Source organism: Corallococcus sp. AB030, from assembly GCF_003668965.1.
Lineage (GTDB): Bacteria > Myxococcota > Myxococcia > Myxococcales > Myxococcaceae > Corallococcus > Corallococcus exiguus.
On sequence record NZ_RAWQ01000066.1, the window covers coordinates 22,650 to 42,857 of the forward strand.

Annotated in this window: 20 protein-coding genes and 1 pseudogene; 3 read left to right on the forward strand and 18 right to left on the reverse strand. The window is 70.1% G+C overall.

Translation table 11 applies throughout. From position 1 onward, the window contains the following. Position 1: 1 nt before the first annotated feature. On the reverse strand, positions 2-2,608 hold the full coding sequence (locus tag D7Y15_RS17710) for a CHASE2 domain-containing protein (protein ID WP_368667364.1): 2,607 nt from the start codon (positions 2,606-2,608) through the stop codon (positions 2-4). Positions 2,609-2,707: 99 nt separating this feature from the next. On the opposite strand from D7Y15_RS17710, the gene D7Y15_RS17715 reads away from it, so the two are divergent. Beyond that, a complete protein-coding gene (locus tag D7Y15_RS17715; RefSeq protein ID WP_121753324.1) occupies positions 2,708-3,571 on the forward strand; it encodes a hypothetical protein in 864 nt (287 codons plus the stop codon). Between the two features lie 6 nt (positions 3,572-3,577). On the opposite strand, the gene D7Y15_RS17720 is transcribed toward D7Y15_RS17715, so the two are convergent. The 8 genes from D7Y15_RS17720 to D7Y15_RS17755 form a co-directional block, all read right to left on the reverse strand. Next, the gene (locus tag D7Y15_RS17720) at positions 3,578-4,501 is read right to left on the reverse strand and encodes a hypothetical protein (RefSeq protein ID WP_199745941.1); all 924 of its coding nucleotides are present in this window, start codon (positions 4,499-4,501) and stop codon (positions 3,578-3,580) included. Positions 4,502-4,726: 225 nt separating this feature from the next. Then, the gene (locus D7Y15_RS17725; protein ID WP_121753325.1) at positions 4,727-5,035 is read right to left on the reverse strand and encodes a YtxH domain-containing protein; all 309 of its coding nucleotides are present in this window, start codon (positions 5,033-5,035) and stop codon (positions 4,727-4,729) included. Between the two features lie 54 nt (positions 5,036-5,089). Further along, a complete protein-coding gene (locus tag D7Y15_RS17730; protein ID WP_121753326.1) occupies positions 5,090-5,470 on the reverse strand; it encodes a hypothetical protein in 381 nt (126 codons plus the stop codon). A 26-nt stretch (positions 5,471-5,496) separates the two neighbouring features. Next, positions 5,497-5,691, reverse strand: a complete 195-nt coding sequence (locus D7Y15_RS17735; protein ID WP_120594639.1) for a hypothetical protein — start codon at positions 5,689-5,691, stop codon at positions 5,497-5,499. Positions 5,692-5,763: 72 nt separating this feature from the next. Continuing rightward, positions 5,764-5,973 carry a DUF3618 domain-containing protein gene (locus D7Y15_RS17740; protein WP_120577360.1) on the reverse strand — a complete coding sequence of 70 codons (210 nt, stop codon included), beginning with the start codon at positions 5,971-5,973 and terminating at the stop codon, positions 5,764-5,766. After that, entirely contained in the window at positions 5,963-6,436 is a 474-nt protein-coding gene (locus D7Y15_RS17745) for a phage holin family protein (RefSeq protein WP_120577361.1), read from the reverse strand. Before D7Y15_RS17745 ends, D7Y15_RS17740 begins: the two co-directional genes overlap by 11 nt. Before the next feature lie 169 nt (positions 6,437-6,605). After that, on the reverse strand, positions 6,606-7,370 hold the full coding sequence (locus tag D7Y15_RS17750; protein WP_120577362.1) for an endonuclease/exonuclease/phosphatase family protein: 765 nt from the start codon (positions 7,368-7,370) through the stop codon (positions 6,606-6,608). Between the two features lie 25 nt (positions 7,371-7,395). Next, entirely contained in the window at positions 7,396-7,917 is a 522-nt protein-coding gene (locus D7Y15_RS17755; protein ID WP_120577363.1) for a hypothetical protein, read from the reverse strand. Between the two features lie 315 nt (positions 7,918-8,232). Between D7Y15_RS17755 and D7Y15_RS17760 the strand changes: the two genes are divergently transcribed. Then, positions 8,233-9,303 (forward strand): M23 family metallopeptidase, encoded by a 1,071-nt coding sequence (locus D7Y15_RS17760; protein WP_121753327.1) that lies wholly within the window; start codon positions 8,233-8,235, stop codon positions 9,301-9,303. 19 nt (positions 9,304-9,322) lie between these two features. Here the strand turns inward: D7Y15_RS17760 and D7Y15_RS17765 are convergent, their stop codons facing one another. From D7Y15_RS17765 to D7Y15_RS17805, 9 genes are all read right to left on the reverse strand, one after another. Then, on the reverse strand, positions 9,323-10,099 hold the full coding sequence (locus tag D7Y15_RS17765; protein ID WP_121753334.1) for a TetR/AcrR family transcriptional regulator: 777 nt from the start codon (positions 10,097-10,099) through the stop codon (positions 9,323-9,325). Positions 10,100-10,252: 153 nt separating this feature from the next. After that, complete coding sequence (locus D7Y15_RS17770; protein WP_014398120.1) at positions 10,253-10,603, reverse strand: helix-turn-helix domain-containing protein; 351 nt, start codon at positions 10,601-10,603, stop codon at positions 10,253-10,255. 67 nt (positions 10,604-10,670) lie between these two features. Next, positions 10,671-13,370, reverse strand: a complete 2,700-nt coding sequence (locus tag D7Y15_RS17775; RefSeq protein WP_121753328.1) for an LPS-assembly protein LptD — start codon at positions 13,368-13,370, stop codon at positions 10,671-10,673. A 51-nt stretch (positions 13,371-13,421) separates the two neighbouring features. Further along, positions 13,422-14,909: an AMIN domain-containing protein gene (locus D7Y15_RS17780; protein ID WP_169822070.1), complete on the reverse strand. Its 1,488-nt coding sequence runs from the start codon at positions 14,907-14,909 to the stop codon at positions 13,422-13,424. A gap of 98 nt (positions 14,910-15,007) precedes the next feature. Next, positions 15,008-16,279 (reverse strand): alpha/beta fold hydrolase, encoded by a 1,272-nt coding sequence (locus D7Y15_RS17785; protein WP_120580705.1) that lies wholly within the window; start codon positions 16,277-16,279, stop codon positions 15,008-15,010. Between the two features lie 9 nt (positions 16,280-16,288). Next, complete coding sequence (locus D7Y15_RS17790) at positions 16,289-17,602, reverse strand: folylpolyglutamate synthase/dihydrofolate synthase family protein (protein ID WP_199745940.1); 1,314 nt, start codon at positions 17,600-17,602, stop codon at positions 16,289-16,291. A gap of 18 nt (positions 17,603-17,620) precedes the next feature. Then, positions 17,621-18,472, reverse strand: coding sequence for an acetyl-CoA carboxylase, carboxyltransferase subunit beta (gene accD, locus D7Y15_RS17795; RefSeq protein WP_120580706.1), 852 nt, complete (start codon positions 18,470-18,472; stop codon positions 17,621-17,623). A gap of 68 nt (positions 18,473-18,540) precedes the next feature. Then, a complete protein-coding gene (locus tag D7Y15_RS17800) occupies positions 18,541-19,296 on the reverse strand; it encodes an MBL fold metallo-hydrolase (RefSeq protein WP_121753330.1) in 756 nt (251 codons plus the stop codon). A gap of 1 nt (position 19,297) precedes the next feature. Further along, complete coding sequence (locus tag D7Y15_RS17805) at positions 19,298-19,948, reverse strand: Crp/Fnr family transcriptional regulator (protein WP_120549954.1); 651 nt, start codon at positions 19,946-19,948, stop codon at positions 19,298-19,300. A gap of 152 nt (positions 19,949-20,100) precedes the next feature. Between D7Y15_RS17805 and D7Y15_RS17810 the strand changes: the two are divergent. After that, positions 20,101-20,208, forward strand: a pseudogene (locus tag D7Y15_RS17810) (phosphoribosylformylglycinamidine cyclo-ligase); the annotation flags it as partial.

Consider the following 20,208-nt stretch of genomic DNA (forward strand, 5'->3'; position numbering starts at 1 on the left):
CCTAGCGCGCGTCCGTGCTGCGCCGGCCCCAGCGGATGACGCCGTCCCAGTCCTCGGGCGGCGGGGCCTGGATGAGGCGCTGGCAGCGCTGGACGTAGACGCGGGCCACCGGGTCGCCGTGCTCCACGGTGCAGCGGCGGAACAGCTCCTGGGCCACGATGAAGTCGCGCCCGTAGTAGGCGGTGAGGGCCTTCTCGTAGAGGGCGATGCCGGCCTGCTTCTCCGGAGAGAATTCGCCCCGGCGGCCCAGGAGTTCGTGCACGCGCACGGGCTGGGGGCGGTCTCTCAGGAGCACACGGTCCACCTCTCGGAAGACGTAGGCGTCGCTGGCGAGCTGCGCGGTGGCATGCCCCACCAGCACCTGGGTGCCGTACTCCTTGTTGGCCGCCTCCAGCCGGCCTGCCATGCTCACCGCTTCGCCCATCACGGTGTAGTGGGACTTGAGCTCGCTGCCCATGTCGCCCACCAGCAGGTCGCCCGTGTCGATGCCGGCGCGCACCGACAGCCGGTGGCCGAACTGCTTCTCCCAGAGGGGCTGCTTCTGCGCGAGCGCCGCATGGAGCTTCAGCGCCGCCTCACAGGCCAGGTGCGCGTGGCGGTCCGTGCGCACGGGCGCTCCCCAGAAGGCCATCACCGAGTCGCCAATGTACTTGTCCACCTGCCCCGCCGTGGCGCGCACCACGGCGGTCATCTCCGTGAGGAAGGTGTTGAGCAGCGGCACCAGCTGCTCCGGCGGCATCGCTTCCGACAGGCGCGTGAAGCCCTCGATGTCGCAGAGGTACACGGTCATCTGCCGGCGCTCCGGCTTCATCAGGCTCACGTCGCGCGCCACCAGCCGCGCCACGTCCGGGCTGACGTAGCGGCCCAGCGCGCTGTGCACGAACTCGCGCACGTCCTGTTCGGTGCGGAAGGCGTAGAGGGTCGTCACCAGGAACGCGAGCCCGCCGGACCACAGCGGCCCCGCGACGGCGATCCACACCTGGTCATGGACGAAGACGTAGCCTGCCGCGCCCACGTAGCCCGCCCCGGCCGCCACCGCCACGCAGACGAAGAGGAAGGCGCCGCCCACGGAGCGCAGGAGCCAGCTGCACGACAGCGCCAGGAACGCGCCGATGAACGCGAGCCCCATGGTGGCGAGCATGTCCACCTTCGGCGGCGCGCGGGTGATGCCGTCCGACGCGAGGATGTTGGCGAGCGCCTGGCCCAGCACGGCGCCGTTGGCGATGCCCGGCCCGATGGGCGTCACGCGGCGCTCGGGCGCGTAGCTGCTGGTGTTGGTGAGGATGACGGCGCGGCCATCCAGGTCGTGGTCGAAGCGGACGGGCCGCGCCTCTTGCGAGTCGAAGAGGTTGAGCAGCACGTTCCACGCGCGGATGGAGCGGGCGAGCGGGCCGCGAGCACCGCGGGTGGCGGCCGGGGCCTCCCAGCGCAACAGGCTGTATCCGGCCGCGTCCATGGGCACGGAGTACTTGTCCCCGATGTAGAGGCGCCCCTCCGCGTACCGCAGCTTCTGCGTGCCCGCGAGCCGCATGGCGGCGGCCAGGGGCAGAGAGGGCAGGACGTAGCGCTCACCCCCGCGCGGGCTGTACGCGACGAGGTGGGGCACGCCGCGCACCACGCCGTCGGAGTCCGAGGGCAGCGTGGTGGCGCCGTAGCCGCTGGCCTGGCTGAGCAGCGGCGTCACCGGGTGCTGGAGCTGGCGCACCTCCAGGAGCTTCTCCGGATCCAGCCCCTGCACCTGCACGGAGGCCAGGGCGAGGAACAGGTCCGACGGGGCCACGCGGAAGGCGTCGTCCGCGGCGCGGCGCTCCTGGATGGACGCGGCGGCGGTGCCCAGCTGCTCGCCCAGGCTGCGGCCCTCGCCCTCGTCCGCGACGCCGGCCCAGACCTCCAGGGCCTTGCCCGCGGGGATGAGGAACGCGGGGCGCTGGAGGGCGAGGACGGACTGGGCGCGGGTGCGGGCCTCGGTGACGCTGGGGTAGCTGCCCAGGCGGACGCGGTAGGGCCACAGGCGGCCGGTGGGAGGCAGCGTGCGGGTGCCCTCGGCGCCCCAGCGGAAGGCGAGCACGGAGTGGCCGGGGTCCTGGTCCAGGAGGGCACGGAGCGCGTCGTCGTCCTGGGACAGGGCGCCCCGGCCCGAGCGCGTGGGGGTGACGCAGGCGCGGGGGCTGAGCTCCGGGTAGGCGAAGTCCAGCATCACCACGGAGGCGCCCTCCTCCACCAGCCGGTGCACCATGCCGCCCATGACCTGGCGAGGCCACGGGTACGCGGCGATGTCCGCGCGGGGACCCTGCTGGGCTTCGGCGAGCGTGTCGTCGTCGATGGAGACGAGCACGACGCGGTCGGAGCGCTCGGACACCTCTCCCAGCTGGCGGATGCGCCAGTCGTAGAAGACGCGCTCGCCGCCGTCTATCCAGCGCGAGAGCCCGTCGATGAAGCCGGAGGGCGACAGCCAGGGCGCGGGCGTGTCCTCCGGCCGGACGGGGCCCGTATCGCGCTGGGAGACGAGCAGGCCCAGCAGGCAGCCGAACAGGGCCGCCATGGCGAGCGAGAAGCCGAGCCGGTGGAGGAAGCGGCGGCCAGAAGAGTGGATGCGGAGGCGTTGCACGAGCGGCGCACAGGATACTCCGTCGGAGCCCCGCGCCCATGGGCAACACGCGCGGTATGGTTGGCCGCCGTCACCCGTGCCCCGTTCAAGAGAGTGCCCATGAAACGCCTGTTGCTGTCCGCCCTGGCCACCGTGTCCCTGCTGTCGCCGCTCGCCTGTGACCTGGAGAAGACGACCAACCAGCTCAAGGCGGACCACGTCATCGTGGGCACCCTGCTCTCGACGCCGCAGGTGGACGTGTCCGCGTCCGCCATGGCGGGCTACGACGCGGGGACCTTCGGGCCGGACGGAGGGGACGTGGTGAGCTTCCCCGGGCAGACGGCGGCGTTCGTGTTCTTCGGGACGAAGTCGGGGGAGAACTCGCAGCCGCAGGGCCTGAGCGGGGCCACCGTGACGCTGAACGCCGGGAGCGCGGCGGGCGTCCCGCTCAACGGCCAGGGCGGCGGCAGCTACGGTGTGACGAGCGACTCCACGGACGACCTGAAGTACGCGTCCGGAGCCACCTATTCGTTCTTCGCGGAGCAGGGCGGGACGAAGTACGAGGCGCGGGTGGAGGACGCGCCCACGAAGGAGGCCATCCCGGCGTTCCACCCGGCGGAGGGCTTCGTGCGCATCAACGCCAACACTGCGTTCGCGTTCGACCGGCCGGCGCCTCCGCCGAACCAGGACCGGACGCTGGGCTTCGTAACGGTGGTGCCGCTGGGTTCAAACGGAGAGAAGGGCCAGTCCACCTATTCGAACGTGCCCACGTCGCCGGTGGAGTTCCTCCAGCTGGCGGCGACCCCGGCGCTGTTCCGCGAGGCGCGCGTGACCATTCCCGCCACCGCGTTCCCGAACCCGAAGCAGACCTACCTGGTCATCTTCCAGGCCGTGCGCATGGGCGGCCCTGAGTCCGACAACCTCTTCCTGGGCAGCGTCGTCCTGGCGGGCACCGCGGAAGTGGGCATCGTCCGGACGAACTGAGCGCGTCTATCCGGCCTCGATGTCCAGGCCGATGCGCTCCTCCAGCTTGAGGCGCAGCAGGTGGCCCGCGAAGCGTTCCGACTCTTCGCGGGTGAGGATGCTGCGGAACTCCGGGCCGTCCGCGATCTCCACCTCCATCACGGCGCCGCGCTGGAGGAGGCGGAAGAAGTCCTCTCCTCCTCCCGGCCTGGGCACGCGCAAGGGGATGAAGCCCTTGAGCGGCACGACGTCCGTGCTCGCGTCGATGACGCGCAGCAGGCCCGGCGCGTCCGGGCGCACGGCGTCGGAGGCGACAGACTCCTCCGCGTAGAGCGGCGCGGGCGGAAGCGACAGGTCCTCGGTGGAGTCGTCGAAGAGGAAGCCGTAGCGGGATGGCACCCGCTGCGTGAGCAGATAGCAGAGCAGGACGGCCTCATCCGGCTGCACGCGCGCGACGTGGAGGATGGAGCGCTCCGCGCCCACGCGGCGCAGGAGCAGCGTGAGGTGCGGCTGGCTGCGCTGGAGGTAGCGCTGGACGCGGTCCAGCAGCGTGGTGCGGACCTCCGTGAACGCGGCCTGGTAGCGGGCTTCGCTCTCCGCTTCGCGCTGGGAGACGGCGTCCCGGGCCTTGGTGAGTTTGGCTTCCGCATCGCGCAGGAAGTCGCTGGCGGATCCCTGTTGCTGGAGACCCGGAGTCGTCGAACCGGCGTCCATGCCCGCGGCGCGCACCGCGCCCAGCAGGAATGAACCCTGCTGCGTGAGCCGGGCCTGCTCCTCGCGGAACTGGATGACGGAGGCCGCGTGCTCGCGCTTCAGCTCAGCCCACGAGTCGTAGGCGGACTCCAGCGTCTCCAGCGCGCGCAACTGCCCCAGCGCACCATCGGGTCCGGAGGCCCACGGCGTGTCCGTGTTTCGCGCGGGAAGCGCCGAGGACTCATCCACGGCGGGCATGTCCACGGGCGTGTCGTGTCTCGGCGGCGGTGTCGCCCCGGGCGGTTTCGTACCGGATGTCCGTCGATTCTTCGCCGCGCTCACCGGGTCTGCTCCTGATGCGAAGGCTCGCCCATCGCCTCGCATCCTAGGCCATTCGCCCTCCCCCTCCGCCGGAAACACGAAGGCCCCTCCCCGCCATGAGCGGGAAGAGGCCCGTGTGCGACTCCAAGGCACGCCCTGGAATCAGGTCGTCCGCTGACCCGGCGGCACCGTGGAGCCGGCGCCCTGCTGGGTCTCCGAGCCACGCGCGGTGTTGATGGCCGTGGCCAGCTTGTCCTGGCCGCCCTGGATGCGCTGGCGCAGGTCACCGCGCAGCTGCTGGCCCGGCTTGTCCGCGAGCAGCAGGCCCACGCCCACGCCCACGAGCACGCCCGCCGCGAAGATGCCCAGCGCCGGCAGCGCCGTCTCCGCCGTCGAGCGGCGCGTCTCCAGGCCGATGAGGTCCAGCACGTCGTCCCGGTCCAGCTTCTTCAAGTCCTTCAGGCTCAGCATGTCCGACTCCAGGGAAATGACTTCGGGGGAAAGACGCGGGTTGCTTCGGAAAACCTAGACGCTGCCCGACGGCGGCGGGCCACGGCCCGTCTGGTAGCCCTGGAAGGCGGACTCCGCCATGCCCATCAGCTCATCCTTCACGAAGGGCAGCGCGGCCAGCCGCACGCCCAGCTTGAGGATGCGCCCGGTCAGCGGCGTGAAGAGGCCACCGCCCAGCACGTAGCCCACGCCCACGGCGATGGCCAACGTGCCATAGGGGTTGCGCTCCACGCGCCCCTTCAGGTCCAGGGTCTGCCCCAGGTCCGCCACCGCGCTGCGCGCGTTGTCGATGAACTGCTGCGCGTCCGAGCCCAGCTGATCCACGCGCTGGCCGAAGCCCGCGTCGTCGCCGTGTCCCGCCGTTCCGTTGCCCGTCGTGCCCGAGTAGTTCGTCATGTCCGTGCTCGCTTTCAGGCAACCGGTTAGCGGGACGCGATGCGGCCCACGATGAAGCCCACCGCGATGGCGCCCAGGAGGCACGTGCCCGGGTTGGCCTTGATGAACCCGACGACCTGGTTGTTCAGGTCCACCAGGTTCTGCCGCGCCTCGTCCATGTCCGGCAGCTGATCCTGAATCTGCCGCGCCCGGTCTGCCATCTGCTGAGGATTGATTTCCATGGAAGCCCTCTGCTGTGCGTTCGTTTTCCGATTGCGTCTAGAAGCTTCTGCATCCAGGCCCGCTCGCGCCGTTCAGCGCCGCGAGCCCACCAGGTAACCAACGAGGAAGGCGGTCCCCACGCAGGTGTAGGGATGCTTGCGCACCCACTGGCGCCAGTCGGTGACTTCCGCCACCTCCACCCGGAGCGCGCTCACCGACGTGGCCAGGTCGGCCCGGGTGCGCTCGATTTCCTCGCGAAGCGCCGCGCTCGTGCGCGGCAGGTGTCCGTTGCTAGCGCCCATCCCGCGGCTCCTTGAAAGCCATTCCCGTTGCGTCCTTCAGCGTGTTCACCCCGGGCGCCGCGGCCACTCGCGGCTGCGCATTGGTGAGCGCCGCCATGCTGCGCGACAGCTCGCTCACGCTGTCATCCATCATCTGGCGTGACTTCATCCGCTTCACCGCGCGCAGGATGCCCAGGCCGCCGCCCACCAGGTTCACCGCGCCCACCAGGGCCAGCGCACCCGCCCACCCCGTCCACGGAGCGAGCACGGCCGCCAGCGCCCCGCAGACGAAGGCGTACCCCACGAGCAGGAAGGGCACGAACACGGCGATGCTCGCCACGTCCAGGCCCATGGCCTTCGCGTCCTCCGCCAGCTCCACGCGCGCCAACTGGAGGTGCTGCGTCACCAACCGACTGAAGCCGTCCGCCATGCGCCCGACGAGCGCGGCGACGCCGCGGTCCGTCTGTTCACTGCCCACGTGCATGCGCTCTCCGGCCGACGCTCACGTCCCTGTGCGCGTGGGCGCCAACCTAGGCACCCCACCTCCCCGCGACAACCACGGCGCGAGGAATTTGTCCGGCGTTCGCCAGCGTCGGCCACTCAACGCGAGAAACCACCGGACTCCGGTGCGAGCCTACCCCAAGCCCACACCCCTAGCCGATCAGCTGCACCGGCGGTGCGACAGGCGGCTGCACGGCGATGGGCGCCTCGAAGCGCATCACCAACGGCAGGTGGTCCGACGCCACGCGGCTCAGCGGCGAGCGGTGCGGCGTCACCGACACGGGCCGCACCCCCGAGTCCACGTAGATGCGGTCCAACCGGAACAGGGGCAGCCGCGTGGGGTACGTGCGCGCGGCGGCGCCCAGCTCGAACGCGGCGTCGTGGATGGCCTCGCGCACGAGCGACGACACCGGCCCGTTGCCCCAGGAGTTGAAGTCCCCGCACACCACCATGGGGTCCTTGCGGGCCGCGTCGCGGAGCAGGTCGGCGGACAGCAGGAGCGCTTCCTGCCGCCGCCGCTCGCTCACGGACAGGCCCAGGTGGAGACAGAAGACGTGCAGCTGCTGCCCTCCTCCCAGGTCCAGATCGCACCTCAACGCGCCCCGGGGCTCGCGGCGCGGCACGCTCAAGTCATAGTTCTTCGACTTGAGCACCGGCAGCCGGCTGAGGATGGCGTTGCCGTACCTTCGGCCGTTTCGGACCACGTTGGGTCCGAAGGCCATGTGCATCCCGAGCATCGCGGCCAGGTGCTCGGGCTGGTCCTCCCGGGACGTCTTGCCCCGGAAGTCCCCCACCTCCTGCAGGGCGATGATGTCCGCGTTCACCTCGCGGAGCACCAGACCCACGCGCTCCAGGTCGAAAGCTCCGTCCACGCCGATGCCGGAGTGGATGTTGTAGGAGACCAGGGTCAGCTCCACGCGTCGTTCACCCTCCCCTTCTTGCTCAGGCCGGAATGATGCGGCGGGCCGCCAGGCGCACCGCATCCAGGGGCAGCAACGCCAGCCGCCGCATCGCCGACGCCACGTCACCCACGCCAGACCGGATGGCCTTGAGCTGCCGGCGCGCCTCGTCGATGAGGTCCGGCAGCCGGCCCTGCTGCAGCGGCCGTTCCTGCGTGGGCGGCAGGGCGCCGATGGGCGCCGTCGTCCCGATGATGGGCGACGCGGCCGCCGCCTTGCGCTGCTTCTTCTTCGACGCCCCGCTCACGCGCGACACCGGCCCGTGGGAGAACTTGGCGTCCGCCTCCGGACGGGCCAGCTCCTCCAACTGGAGTTCCATCTTGCGCGCGTTGAGGATCTCCTCCGTCTGCGCGTGGCTCTTGCCGTAGTGGATGCCCTCGTGTTCGTCCACCGACACCCGCGACGACTGGGCCAGGTGCTCCTTGTCGCGCTGACGAAGGCCGCGCTTCTGCGGCGGGAGCGTCTTGGGAACCTGGAAGTGGTCGAAGCTGTAGGAGCGAGGCATGCGCGCTCTCCCTTTCGAAATTGATGTGCTGCGTTGATGTCGGAAAGCTAGGGAGCCCCTCGCCGTCCGTAACGCCTTGACACGGGGAGAACTGGCACGGCTGCCTGCTGCACGTCCGGCCAGGAACACCCTTTCGCCTCCGAGGGCACCCAAGTACCGGCAATGGCACATCTCTGGAGCCTGCCGTCAGGACGTGCGGCCAGGCGTCCACCGGGAGTCAGCCAGCCGAGCCCTTCCGGGCAGAGAAGCAGCCAGCCAACACGCCCGACGCCGGTCCGGGAAGGTTCCGCGCGTGCGTGGTGTAAAGAACGGCCCATGCCCGCCCGGACCCCTTCCGCCGCCCGCCTCTTCGTCCTCTCCCTGCTCGCCTCCGGGTCTCCGGCGCTCGCCGCGGCCACGCCCACCGCCCCCAACGCAGTGGTGACGGGCAGCGTGCCGGGCTCCTCGGCCACGCCCACCGCGTCGGGCCTCCGCGCCCCGGGCGCGCCCACGACGGGCGCCGTGCTCCAGGGCGAGCTGGCACCGATGAAGGTGGCGCCCCTGGACGGGCCGCGCCTGTCGCTCCAGCCCTCCAACCCCAAGCCAGGCGACCCGGTGCTGGTGATGGTGAGCGGCGCGTCCTCGCTGCCCACGGGCTCCATCGCGGGCCGGCCCCTGCGCTTCTTCGCGTGGAACAACGGCTACGCGGCCCTCTCCAGCCTGCCGGTGGAGCAGACGGAAGGCACCGTGGCGGTGGACGTCACGGCCCCCGGGCGCGGCCTGCCGGTGCTGCTGTCCGGCGTGCTCAAGGTTGGCGCGCCGGGTTTCCGCGAGCGCGAGCTGCGCGTGGCCAACAAGTACGTGAAGCCGCCCAAGGCGGTGAAGGCGCGCATGGAGGCGGACCGCAAGGCGTTCGCCGCGGCGTTCGCGCAGCCCTTCCACACGCCGCTGTTCGGCCAGAACTTCGCCTGGCCGCGCGAGGCCACGGTGACGGCGCCCTTCGGCGACCGCCGCTCGTTCAACGGCAAGCTGCAGACGCAGCACTTCGGCGTGGACCTGGACGGCGCCACGGGCTCGCCGGTGGTCGCCGCCAACGACGGCACGGTGGTGATGACGCGTGAGAACTACGCGTCCGGCAACACCGTGCTCGTGCACCACGGCGCGGGGCTCTACACGGCGTACTTCCACCTGTCGCGCATCGACGTGAAGGACGGCACGCAGGTGAAGCAGGGCGACCCGCTGGGCCTGGTGGGCAGCACCGGCCGCGTCACCGGTCCGCACCTCCACTGGGGCGTGAAGGCCGATGACCGCTGGGTGGATGGCCAGACGCTGCTCAAGCTGGACTTCACCGGCGCCCCGGAAGCGCCGGGCGTGGCCACCAACGCGCCCGGATTGAGCAACCCGTAGCGCGCCGCGCGGCCTCTTCTCAGCCGCGCTTGGGCGTCCGGGATTTGGGCGCGGCCTTCTCCCGCTTCGGCGGGGCCGCGTCCTGGGGCTCCTCACCCCGCGGAAGCTCGTGCTTCGCGGGCTCGTGCTTCGCGGGCTCGTGCTTCGCGGGCTCCGACTTGGAGGACGCGCTGCTCAGCAGCACGCCGTGGAGGAACGAGTCGGCGATCTGCGCCTTCGCGCGCTCGAGCATCGCCGTGTCGCGCGCGTCCGCCAGCCCCACGACGAAGGCCGTGAGCCCCATTTCAATGGAGCCGAAGAGCAGCGCGGACGCGAGCAGCGGATCCACGTCCGGGCGCAGCTCCCCTGATTCCTTCGCGCGGGTGAACATCTGCGCGCTCAGGCGGATGACGTCCACGAAGGCCGTCTGCCGGTTGATGCGGGCTCCGGCCGGTGAACGGGCAATCTCCAGGATGAGCACCTTCACCGCGCGGGGGTCCACGCGGTAGGCATCGAAGGCCACGTCCGCGATGCGGCGGACCTTCTCCACCAGCGGCCCCTCGCTCTCCGCGACGGCGCGCGCACGCGCAATGAAGCCGCTCCAGCCCGTCTCGAAGACGGTCTCCAGCAGCTCATCCTTGTTCTTGAAGTAGTGGTAGACGAGCCCGTACGCGACGCCCGCCTCCTTGGCGACGTCCGCGATACGGCAGCCGTGGTAGCCCTTGCGGGCGAACACGTCGATGGCGGCCCGCAGGATGGTGCGGCGACGCTCGCTCTCCCGCGTCCCGTTCTCCGGCGCCGTCTTCTGCTGGCCCACGCGTCCTCCCATGACTGGTTGATTCAAGAATCAGCCAGCCACGCTATGGACGCGGGGCCCCGGGGTCAATCCTTACGTGGGGCCCTCCGCCTCGCCGGGGGGGAGGCGGGCGGAAGGGAGACGCACGGGGAAGAGCCCTCCCCGGGAGGGGATTCAGGCCGCCGAGCCGTTGAACATCACGCGGGCCACGCCGAGCAGGCGGTCCACGTCGCGCGCGTTGAGGCCGCGTGCACGGGCGAAATCCGAAAGGGGACGCAGCAGGTCCTCCGTCTGGGCAGGCGTCTGCTCGGTGCCCGTGAAGAGCTCACCGAGACTGACGCTGAGGGCATTGGAAAGGGCCGCCAGGGTTTCCACGTGGGGCACGCGCTCGCCGCGTTCGATCATCGACAGGAAGGACACACTGATCTGCGCTCGCTCCGCGAGCTCTTCCTGCGTCCATCGCTCCGGGCGCTGCGTGCGAAGCTCGCGAATGCGCTGGCCAATTCTTTTTCCGAGATCCGACACGAAGTACTTCTCCTCTAGGGGGGATGTTTCCGAGGTGTGTGCAACGCTCGCGTACGGCGGGTGATTCCTAACCTCCCGACCCGAAGGATCCGAATCCGGCCACACTCAGATTCACGCCGGCGAATTCCGGCGTCTGGTTGCGCCGCAGGATCACAACCCCTTCGATACGCCAGCAGTCACAGGCGGGTCCATACGACACGCCAAAGGTCTGCTGCGCAAGGGGCTGACTTTCCTGGGTAATCAGATCCTTATAAAGCGGCTGCACAAGTGCTTCGTATCGCAACCCGAGCCCGAATCCGAGCTTGATTCGCGTACCAACAGTGAGGGCCTGTGCCCGTTCGGTCGGAGAGGGGTCGACTTGATCGTTGTGGGACGGCAGGGGACGAGGTGCGTCTCCCACCAGCATGTCCACGCCCCGGCGCACGAAATCGGGGCCTTGTGCCAAAGGATCCAACCCACGATCAATTGACAATTGTTTCACGGCCAGCAGGTCGTCGTACCGCGCGTAAAGGGCGTTGCCCTTGCCGTTGTCGATGGTGAAGTCGGCGGACAGCTGGGTGATGTCGAGCGTCGTCGGGTCCATGCGCACGAGCCCGCCCGCGGTGAGCACGCCGGCGCTGGCGGACAGCCGCGCGAAGGTGTCGCGCACCACGCTGCCCTGCACGGTGTCCCGGCCCGCGACGGGCGCGATGCGCGACAGGTCGAACCCCTGCCCGATGCGCAGGCGCAGCGGCTCCCGCGTGGTGGGCCCCTTGCGAACGCGCAACGACTGATCCACGGCGACCACGGCGTGGAGGAAGCCGCGCACGCTGCCGTTGGACTGGAGCGGCACCGCGGAGTCCCACTCGTCGTAGATGAGCGGCACGGTGCCGGTGCCGCTGCCGTTGAGGGCGGTGAGCCCGTGGCCCCAGCCGCCGGGCACGTAGCGCAGGTTCACCGACGGGGACATCGTGTGACGGTAGAGCGTGTCCCGGTCCGCGAAGGTGCGCGCCAGCTGCGAGTCCAGCATCAGGTCCGCCAGCGCGTAGCCGCGCGCGGCGGTGCGACCGGAGACCTCGCCCACGGACACGTCCTGGCGCAGCGCCACGGAAGGCGTCAGCCGGCCCCAGTTGCCCAGCCCGTAGGACGTGGACAGGCGCGGGGCCAACGACACGCGGTCGCGGCCCTCGCGCTCGGTGGGGTCCAGGCGGCCGTTGCCCTCCAGTTCATCGACCACCGGCGCGGCCTCGAGAGGCGTGCCCTCGGGGCGCCAGATGCCGTTGAGCGAGAAGAGCCCGTCGGAGCCGTCGTCCGCGAAACCGCCGCTGCGCAGGGGCGCCAGCCGGCTGTACTCCACCTGCATTCCGCCCATCACCCGTCCGCCGAAGAGGGGCCGCTGGGGCAGAGCCAGGGTGATGCCCGGCAGGCGCTGGAACGTCGTGGGGCCGTGGGGGTTGAAGGCGTCGCCACTCAGCGAAGCCACCGCGGGGACGGGGTTCGGCTGGAAGAAGCGGTAGGCGTAGCGCAGGTCCTGGCGCAGCGACACGTCCAGCCCCAGGTAGCGTTCGTCGCGGCGCTGGTACACGACGGCGGTGCTGCGCAGGTAGTTGGTGTTCTGCACCAGCAGGTCGGCGGTGAGGTCGCGCGTGTAGAAGCCGTCCGACACGAAGTACGCGTCCACGCGGTCGTGCCAGCCGTCGCCCAGGTCCTGCGTGTGCTGCCAGGACGCCTCGCCGCGCAGGCCCCGCTTCTCGTCGATGATCTGCGATGTGTAGAAGGGCTTCTTCGAGTTGGTCCGGTCCACGACGCGGAGGAAGTCGGAGGTCGTGGGATCCAACCGGGGCCGCAAGTCATAGAGGAAGCCCAGCGTGGCCCGGCCGCGCGTGCGGTCGCTGGGGACGTAGCGGAACTCGGTCAGCAGCCGGGGGCCCTTCACTCCGGTGGGGCGGAGCTCGCGGATGGGCGTCGAGTTGCCGTCCTCGTCCACCTCGACGAACCGGGGGTTCGAGATGTCCCCGCCGCCCGTGTAGATGCCCGGCGTGAACGTCAGGTCGTAGCTCTCCCCCAGCGTGACGAAGACGGGGACGTCCAGCCCGAAGCCGTTGAGGCCTGAGTTGGACGGACGGGGGATGAGCAGGCCGGAGCGGCGCTCGGCCAGGGGCAGGTACAGCCACGGCAGCGCGAACACCGGCACCGAGCGCACGTACACCACGGGCCAGGTGAGGATGGCGCGCTCGCCCATCTTCACGTTGGCCTCCTTCGCCTCCACGCGCCAGCCAGGCTCTCCCGGACCGCACTGGCACGGGGTGAAGGCCAGGCCGTCCACGGAGAAGGCCGTCTCTCCGGTGCGGCGGATGCGCGTGCCGCTCATCAGGACGGGCGTCTCCCCCAGCTTGCGCAATTCGTCCGGCGTCTTGGCGGCCTGGAGCGCTTCGGGGGTGACGCCCTTCTTCTGCATGAAGAGGCCGCCCTTCACGTTGGCCTCGTTGGAGCGCAGGTCCACGCGCACGTCGTCCGCGATGGCGGCCATCAGGCCGCTGACGAACATCACGTTGCCGGTGGCGGTGGCCACCTGCGTGGCCTCGCTGTACGTCACTTCATCCGCGCGCAGCACGTTGGGGCCGCTGCGCAGCTCGCAGTGGCCCCGGGCGGTGAGGACGTCGTTCTCGAAGACGACGTAGTCGGCCGCGAGCTCCACCACCTCGCCGGTGGGCAGCTCCACCTGCGTGGCCAGCGGAATCTGGGCCGACACCCAGAGCGTCAGGACGACCGGGGCAAGGAAGGTCATGCGGGAGGCGTGGGCGGTGGGCGCCGTGCCGGCAACGGCGCCCGCCCCGTCCTACCGGCCCGGGCGCGGGAAGTCGAGGGTGATGAGGCCGCCTTCCTGGCGTGTCTCATAGCGAACCCCCTGCTTCAGCTGGATGACGACGCGCACCGTCTGGCCCGCGCCGGAGAACGCCTCCACCCGCGACACGGCCGACGGGAAGAAGTGCGTGTCCAGGGGCAGCGTGTTGTTGGACTCCACCACGCGCGTGTTCTCCAGCTCCAGGACCACCTGATTGCCGGAGGTGCCCACCGTGTAGCGCACCGGCTCGTTGGTGCGCACGAAGACGCGCGAGCTGTCCGACTGCTGCTGGAAGCCAATCTGCGTCATCGTCTTGCGGCGCGACGACACCGCGCCCCCGCCGCTCTCGCGCGACTCGGCCGCGGCGCTGCCCTGGCTGGGGCGGGCGCGCGACTCACGGGCCGCCACGGCCTGCTCGCGGCGCTCACGGGCCTCCGCCGCACGCTGGCGCTTCTGGTCGGCGGCGGCCTCGCGGGCCGACTGCTGCTCCTCGCGGCGGGCCTGCGCGGCGGCCTGGCGCTCCTCATCCTTCAGGCGCTTCGCCTCGGAGGCGGTCTGCGCGGCGGCGCGCTTCTGCTCCGCGGCCGTCTTCGCGGCGGCCTGGCGCTCCTCGGCGGCGGCCTGCGCGGCGGCGCGCTTCTCTTCGGCGGCGGTCTTCGCGTCCGCTTCCTGCTGGCGCTTCTGGTCGGCGGCGGCCTGCGCGGTGGCGCGGCGTTCATCCTCGGCGCGCTTCGCGGCGGCCTGGGCCTCCTCCTCCTGGCGCTTCTTCTCCGCGGCGGCGGCCTGCTCCGACGCGCGGCGCTCCTCGTCCTGGCGCTTCGCGGCGGCCTGGGCCTCCTCCTGGCGCTTCTTCTCCGCGTCCGCATCCGCCTTGGCGCGGGCGGTGGCCTCGGCGGCGGCCTTCTCCTGGGCCTCGCGCTCCGCCCGGGCGGCGTCGGCGGCGGCCTTCACGGCCTTCTCCTGCGCCTCCCGGTCCGACGCGGCGGCGCGGGCCGCGTCCTGCGCGTTGGAGCCGGCCTGGGTGTTGGCCGCGGTGGCCCCCTGCGCGGGGGTGCCCTGCCCTTCCGAGGGGGTTACCTGCGCGACGACCGCGCCGCCCCCGCTGCCCAGGACCTTCACCACCAGCTTGTTGCCGGAGGTCTGGATGTCCGTCTCCACCTCGCGCTCATAGCCGATGAGGATGCGCGCGATGGACGAGGACTCCGTGCCATAGGCCTGCGTGCGGATGCCCGTCACGGTGCCATTGCCGACCGGCAGCTCCTCGGGCACGTCCTTGAAGACGGCGCCGGACACGTCGATGACGAGCCGCGGAGGGTCCGTCATGGTGAAGCTGTTGAAGTCCGGCTTCTTGCTGCCGGAGATCTCCACCGTCCCGCCGCTGACGTTGACGGAGGTGATGGTGTTGTAATCCGCCGGCTGCTGCGCCAGCGCCACCAGCGGCACGAGCCACAATCCCAGCAGAGACACCGCCAAGCCCCTCATCGACCACTCCCGTGACATGCGTCAGAAGACAGACGCGCGCGAAAATATCACGCACCCGGGGGGCACCAACTTTTCAGTCTGGCCGGAACGTCCGCGCTTCAACGCAAGCGCGGCAGGGCCGGCGAGCGCGTGCGGTGCGTGCGGGTGTACTCGATGAGGTTCTTGATGTCGTAGCAGATCTGCCGGATGTCGTGCCCCATGGTGAGCTCGACGTGGCTGTTGCCCTTCACCGGCCGCCACAGCAGGTACTCGCTCTTCGCGGCGCGGTAGACGCTGCGGGTGGATTCCACGGATGCCAGCGGATCCAGGTCCCCGAAGATGATGGCCATGGGGATTTCAATCTTCCCGAAGCCGCGCTTGAAGTCGTAATCCGTGCGGTAGCAGACCATCTCGCCCCGGCGGATCCACCGGGCGAACTGTTCAATCACCTTGCGGGGCTCGCGCTCGCCGCCCTCGCGCAGGAGCCACCGGATGTCGTCCCGGCTGACGCGCTCCGTGTTGATGAGCCGGTTCAGCTTGCGCGTGAAGCGCTGATACAGCGCGGACTCGTCCGCTTGCGACAGCTGGCGCTCCACCCACTTGAGCACCACGTCCACCGGCACCGCGTTGAACACGAGCGGCTTGGACGCGTCCGGCTCCAGGCGCTTCTGGAGCGCGGGGCTGAAGGCGCCCGCCCCCTTCGCCAGGAGCGAGAGGCCCAGCGAGGACGCGCGCCGGTTGAGGTTCAGCCCGCCCAGCGTCATGTCCACCGCACCCGCGAGCAGCGGCGAGCCGTGCGCCAGCATGCGCAGCAGCATGAAGCCGCGCCCCAGGTCCGCGGGCGACCCGATGGTGATGAGCCCCTCGAAGTCGTCGTGGATGCCGGCGTAGCCGTAGCCCAGCATGCCGCCCATGGAGTGGCCGCAGTAGAAGACGCGCTCGCGGCGGGTGATGCGTTTGACGCCGGACACGGCCGCCGGCAGGTCGTAGAGGAAGTAGCTGTCCAGGTCCCAGCCGTAGTCCAGGTCCTGCGGCAGCGGGCGCTTGAAGCGCTCGGCGCGCTCCTTCTGGAAGGCGATGGAGCTCTTGCCGTGCCCGCGCAACTCCAGGATGTGGATGTCCACGCCGAAGAAGAGCAGGTTCTTGACGAACTGGCCGCTCGTCCACGTGTGCCGGTTCTGGGAGAAGCCGTGCACCAGCAGCAGCGGCTCACCGAACAGCGGCTGCGCGAAGGCCTGTTTCACCGGCCGGTAGCGCGTGATGACGAGCGACCAGCCGTCCGCCGTCTCCACCACGTAGTTGGTCTTGGAGTACAGCGCCCGGAAGTCGACCTCATCGACGGTGGGCATCGGAGGTCCCGGAAGCGCTGATCTCCAGTCCGGCAGGCGCATGTCGCAAAGTTACTGCTGATACCGCATCGCGCCAAGGCTTCGGTCAACCCATCGCTTCACGGCGCCTACCAGGAACAGTGAGCCTGTAGCGAGGACCACGCCGTCCGGACGACCCACTGCATCAGCCCTCGCTCCGGCTAGGGCCTCCTCCAGGGAGGAGTGCGCGACGACCCGTGAACACAAAATCCGTGCTTCAGCGATGTATCGCTCCGGGGCAAGCGAGCGCGGCGTGTCCAGCGGCGCGAGGTGCACGGAGGCCGCCAGCGGAAACAGGGCTCGCATCATCGGCCCCCGGTCCTTGTCCGCCACCACCCCGAAGACGAGGTGCAACGGCCGCCCGGCATAGAGGGTGCGCAGGGCCTCCAGCAGCACCGCCACGCCCGCCGGGTTGTGGGCGCCGTCCACCACCACCGTCGGGTCCTGGGACACCTCCTCCAACCGCCCCGGCCAGCGCGCCGTGGCCAGCCCCTCGCGCGCGGCCTCCGGCGTCACCGCCACGCCCCGGGCCTGAAGGGACTCCAGGCAGGCCAGGGCCACCGCCGCGTTCTGGTGCTGATACGGACCGCGCAGCGCGAGCGTGAGGCCGTCGAGCGACCAACCGGGTCCCCGATACGACAGCGTTCCATCGGCCCCTGGGACGATGCCGAAGTCGCGGCCCTCCACCTGAACGGGCACGGCGAGCTGCTCCGCGCGGCGCAGGAGCGCGTCCAGGGCCTCCGGCTCCTGCCGGGACAGGACCACCGGGACACCCGCCTTGAAGATGCCGGCCTTCTCCCCGGCGATCTCCCGGAGCGTGTTCCCCAGGTACTCCATGTGGTCGAAGGACACGGGGGTGACGCACGTGACGACGGGGTTCGCGGCGGTGGTGGCGTCCAGCCGGCCGCCCAGGCCTGTCTCCAGCACGGCCACGTCCACGCGCTCACGGGAGAAGTGCCAGAGCGCGACCACGGTGCCGAACTCGAAGTACGTCATCGGATCCGACAGCGCGGAGGGATAGCGCTCCAAAATCTCCAGGATGCGCTGCCCGAAGACCTCGTCCGGGATGTCCTCACCGGAGACGCGGATCCGCTCGTTGACGCGCACCAGGTGCGGGGACGTGTAGAGCCCCACGCGGTGGCCGGCGGCCTCCAGCGCGCGCGCCACGAAGGCGCAGGTGCTGCCCTTGCCGTTGGTGCCGGCGACGTGCAGCGCCGGGTAGTCCCGCTCCGGGTGATCCAGCGCGGCGAGCGCGTCCCTCACCCGCTCCAGCCCCAGCTTGATGCCGGAGGGGTTGAGCGCCTGGAAGAAGCGCAGGGCCTCTTCGGGGGTGCGGGGCGCGTCCATGGGTGGAAGCCCGCTGCCCTACCCCAGCATGCCGAGGATCTGCCCCAGCTTTCCGCGCAGGTCCTTGCGGTGGACGATGGCGTCGATCATCCCGTGATCCAACAGGAACTCCGAGCGCTGGAAGCCCTCCGGCAGCTTCTGGCGGATGGTCTGCTCGATGACGCGCGGGCCGGCGAAGCCGATGAGGGCCTTGGGCTCCGCGAGGATGATGTCGCCCAGCCAGGAGAAGGACGCGGCCACGCCGCCCGTGGTGGGGTTGAGCATCACGGAGACGTACGGCTTGCCGCTGGTGCGGAAGCGGGCAATGGCCGCGGACGTCTTCGCCATCTGCATCAGGGAGAAGATGCCCTCCTGCATGCGCGCGCCGCCAGAGGCGGAGAACACCACCGCGGGGCACTTGAGCTCGAAGGCGCGCTCGAACACGCGCGTGACCTTCTCACCCACCACGGAGCCCATGGAGCCGCCCATGAACTCGAAGACGAAGGAGCCGATGGAGACGGGGTGTCCCTCGATGCGGCCCACGCCGGAGATGAACGCATCGTTCTCCTCCAGGTTCTTGCGCGTGGACTTGAGCCGGTCCTTGTACTTCTTGGAGTCGGTGAAGCCGAGCGGGTCCTGGGGCTCCAGCTCCTTGTCGAACTCCTCGAAGGAGTCCGGATCCAATGTGGCCGCCAGCCGCGCGCGAGCCGTCCAGGCGTGGTGGTGCTCGCAGTGCATGCACACCATCCAGTTCTTCTCGAGCTCCTGGCGGTAGATGATCTCGTCGCACTGCTCGCACTTGGCCCAGAGTCCCTGCATGCGGGAGGGCTGGGGCTCGGCGGCTTTCTCTGAGTCGACGGCGATGCGGGGCTTCTTGGAGAACCAGGCCATGAGGCCCGGGGGTTAATCCGCCCGCCTCGGGCCGTCAATACCCGCGTACGCCGCGCCGCGGCACGTCCCTAGAACTGGAACGTCTCGCCCAGCTCCAGGACGTTCACGGGCAGCGGGGCCAGCTCCTTCTTGAGCTGGGTCACGAAGGCGGGCTTCAGGTGGTAGAGCATCACCTGGGCGCCGTTGCGGTCGAACTTGCGCAGCTCCGAGCCCACGGTGGCGGGCGTCAGGTGGCCGGAGATGTCCGCCAGGGCCTGGAGGCTGTTGGGGAAGCTGGCTTCCAGCAGCAGCGCCTTCAGGTTCTTCGTGGCGTTGAGCGCCTTCCACAGCTTGTCCGTGGGGCCGGTGTCGCCGCTCATGGCCAGCGACGTCTTGCCGTCGCTGATGATGAAGGCACACGACTCCACGGGGTGGCTCACCGGCACGCTCTTCACGGTGTAGGGGCCCACCTGGAAGGTGCTGCCGGCGCGGAAGGTCTTGATGGCCAGGACGGGCTTGTTGCGCGTGGGGATGCGCGTGAAGTCCGGCCACAGCGAGTTGTTGAACATGTTCTCGCGCAGCGCCTTGGCGCACTCGCGGGAGGCATGGATGGTGACGGGCTTGTCCCTGCGGCCGATGACCAGGTCGGCGAGCAGCGGCAGGTCCTTCACATGGTCGAAGTGGCTGTGGCCGACGAGGATGTCGTCCACCTTGCAGAGCTGATCCAACGAGAGCGTGCCGGTGAGTGCGCCCGCGTCGAGCGCGAGCACGTCGTCCACGAGGAAGCAGGTGCTCCTGCACGTGGGAAGCTCGCCGCCGTGGCACCCGAGGACTTGCAGCTTCACGCTAGAGGTCTCCGAACTTCCACTTCATCTCGAGGTAGTTGAGGAAGTCATGCAGCCGGGCCGTGTCGTACACGGTGATCCTGTCGCCGCTCCGCTCGATGAGGCCCGCGCGCTCCAGGCGCTCCAGCATGCTGCGCACGGCGGGCTCGCCCACGCCAATCTGCCGGGGCATCTCCCGGACGGCGAAGTCCACCTCCACGCCCTCCTCCAGCGGCCGGCCGCGCGTCTGGCAGGCCTGGAGGATTTGATGGACGACGCGGCTGGCGGGGTCGCCGTGGAGCAGGTTTTCAATCTGGGCGTCCGCCTCGGAGAGGCGCTCGGCCAGCTTCTTGATCATCCGCACGGCGATCTCCGCGTTGCCGCGGATCATCGCCTCGAAGGTCTTGGGATCGATGACGAGCAGCTTCGCGTCGTCATGCACCACGGCGGAGGCGTTCCGGGGCTTGTTGGAGATGATGGCCATCTCCCCGAAGAATTCGCCCGGCCCCAGGACCGCGAGCACCTTCTCCACGTCGCGTACGCGCTTGGAGATGGCGATCTTCCCGGACTGGATGACGAACATCTCCTTGCCGATCTCTCCCTCGCGGAAGAGCTCGGTGCCCTTGGGGAACTCCTTGCCAAAACGTTGAAAGAGGGTTTCCTCGGCGCCCATCTGGCCCGCGAGTCAATCAGCCCCCACCCCACCGGTCAAATATCCCAGACCGATATCGTGCGGGCGCCCCAGGGCAGCGAGCCGCCGCAAACCCGACACGTCCCATCCGAGGCCCGAGACAGGGGCCCCCGGGAGGGGTACAAGGCCGGCCCGTGGGAACGACCTACAAGCAGTCCGGAGTAGACATCGAGGCCGGCGACGCGTTCGTCGAGAAGATCAAGCCCCATGCCGCGCGCACCACGCGCCCTGAAGTCCTGGGC

Bases quoted from the DNA above. Each gene is read 5' to 3' on its own strand.
- D7Y15_RS17785 (WP_120580705.1), bottom strand. From the start codon at position 16,279: ATGCGCCTGCCGGACTGGAGATCAGCGCTTCCGGGACCTCCGATGCCC.
- D7Y15_RS17790 (WP_199745940.1), bottom strand. From the start codon at position 17,602: ATGGACGCGCCCCGCACCCCCGAAGAGGCCCTGCGCTTCTTCCAGGCG.
- D7Y15_RS17745 (WP_120577361.1), bottom strand. From the start codon at position 6,436: ATGCACGTGGGCAGTGAACAGACGGACCGCGGCGTCGCCGCGCTCGTC.
- D7Y15_RS17730 (WP_121753326.1), bottom strand. From the start codon at position 5,470: ATGACGAACTACTCGGGCACGACGGGCAACGGAACGGCGGGACACGGC.
- D7Y15_RS17725 (WP_121753325.1), bottom strand. From the start codon at position 5,035: ATGCTGAGCCTGAAGGACTTGAAGAAGCTGGACCGGGACGACGTGCTG.
- D7Y15_RS17760 (WP_121753327.1), top strand. From the start codon at position 8,233: ATGCCCGCCCGGACCCCTTCCGCCGCCCGCCTCTTCGTCCTCTCCCTG.
- D7Y15_RS17805 (WP_120549954.1), bottom strand. From the start codon at position 19,948: ATGGGCGCCGAGGAAACCCTCTTTCAACGTTTTGGCAAGGAGTTCCCC.
- D7Y15_RS17735 (WP_120594639.1), bottom strand. From the start codon at position 5,691: ATGGAAATCAATCCTCAGCAGATGGCAGACCGGGCGCGGCAGATTCAG.
- D7Y15_RS17775 (WP_121753328.1), bottom strand. From the start codon at position 13,370: ATGACCTTCCTTGCCCCGGTCGTCCTGACGCTCTGGGTGTCGGCCCAG.
- D7Y15_RS17715 (WP_121753324.1), top strand. From the start codon at position 2,708: ATGAAACGCCTGTTGCTGTCCGCCCTGGCCACCGTGTCCCTGCTGTCG.
- D7Y15_RS17740 (WP_120577360.1), bottom strand. From the start codon at position 5,973: ATGGGCGCTAGCAACGGACACCTGCCGCGCACGAGCGCGGCGCTTCGC.
- D7Y15_RS17780 (WP_169822070.1), bottom strand. From the start codon at position 14,909: ATGAGGGGCTTGGCGGTGTCTCTGCTGGGATTGTGGCTCGTGCCGCTG.
- D7Y15_RS17755 (WP_120577363.1), bottom strand. From the start codon at position 7,917: ATGCCTCGCTCCTACAGCTTCGACCACTTCCAGGTTCCCAAGACGCTC.
- D7Y15_RS17720 (WP_199745941.1), bottom strand. From the start codon at position 4,501: ATGCCCGCCGTGGATGAGTCCTCGGCGCTTCCCGCGCGAAACACGGAC.
- accD (WP_120580706.1), bottom strand. From the start codon at position 18,472: ATGGCCTGGTTCTCCAAGAAGCCCCGCATCGCCGTCGACTCAGAGAAA.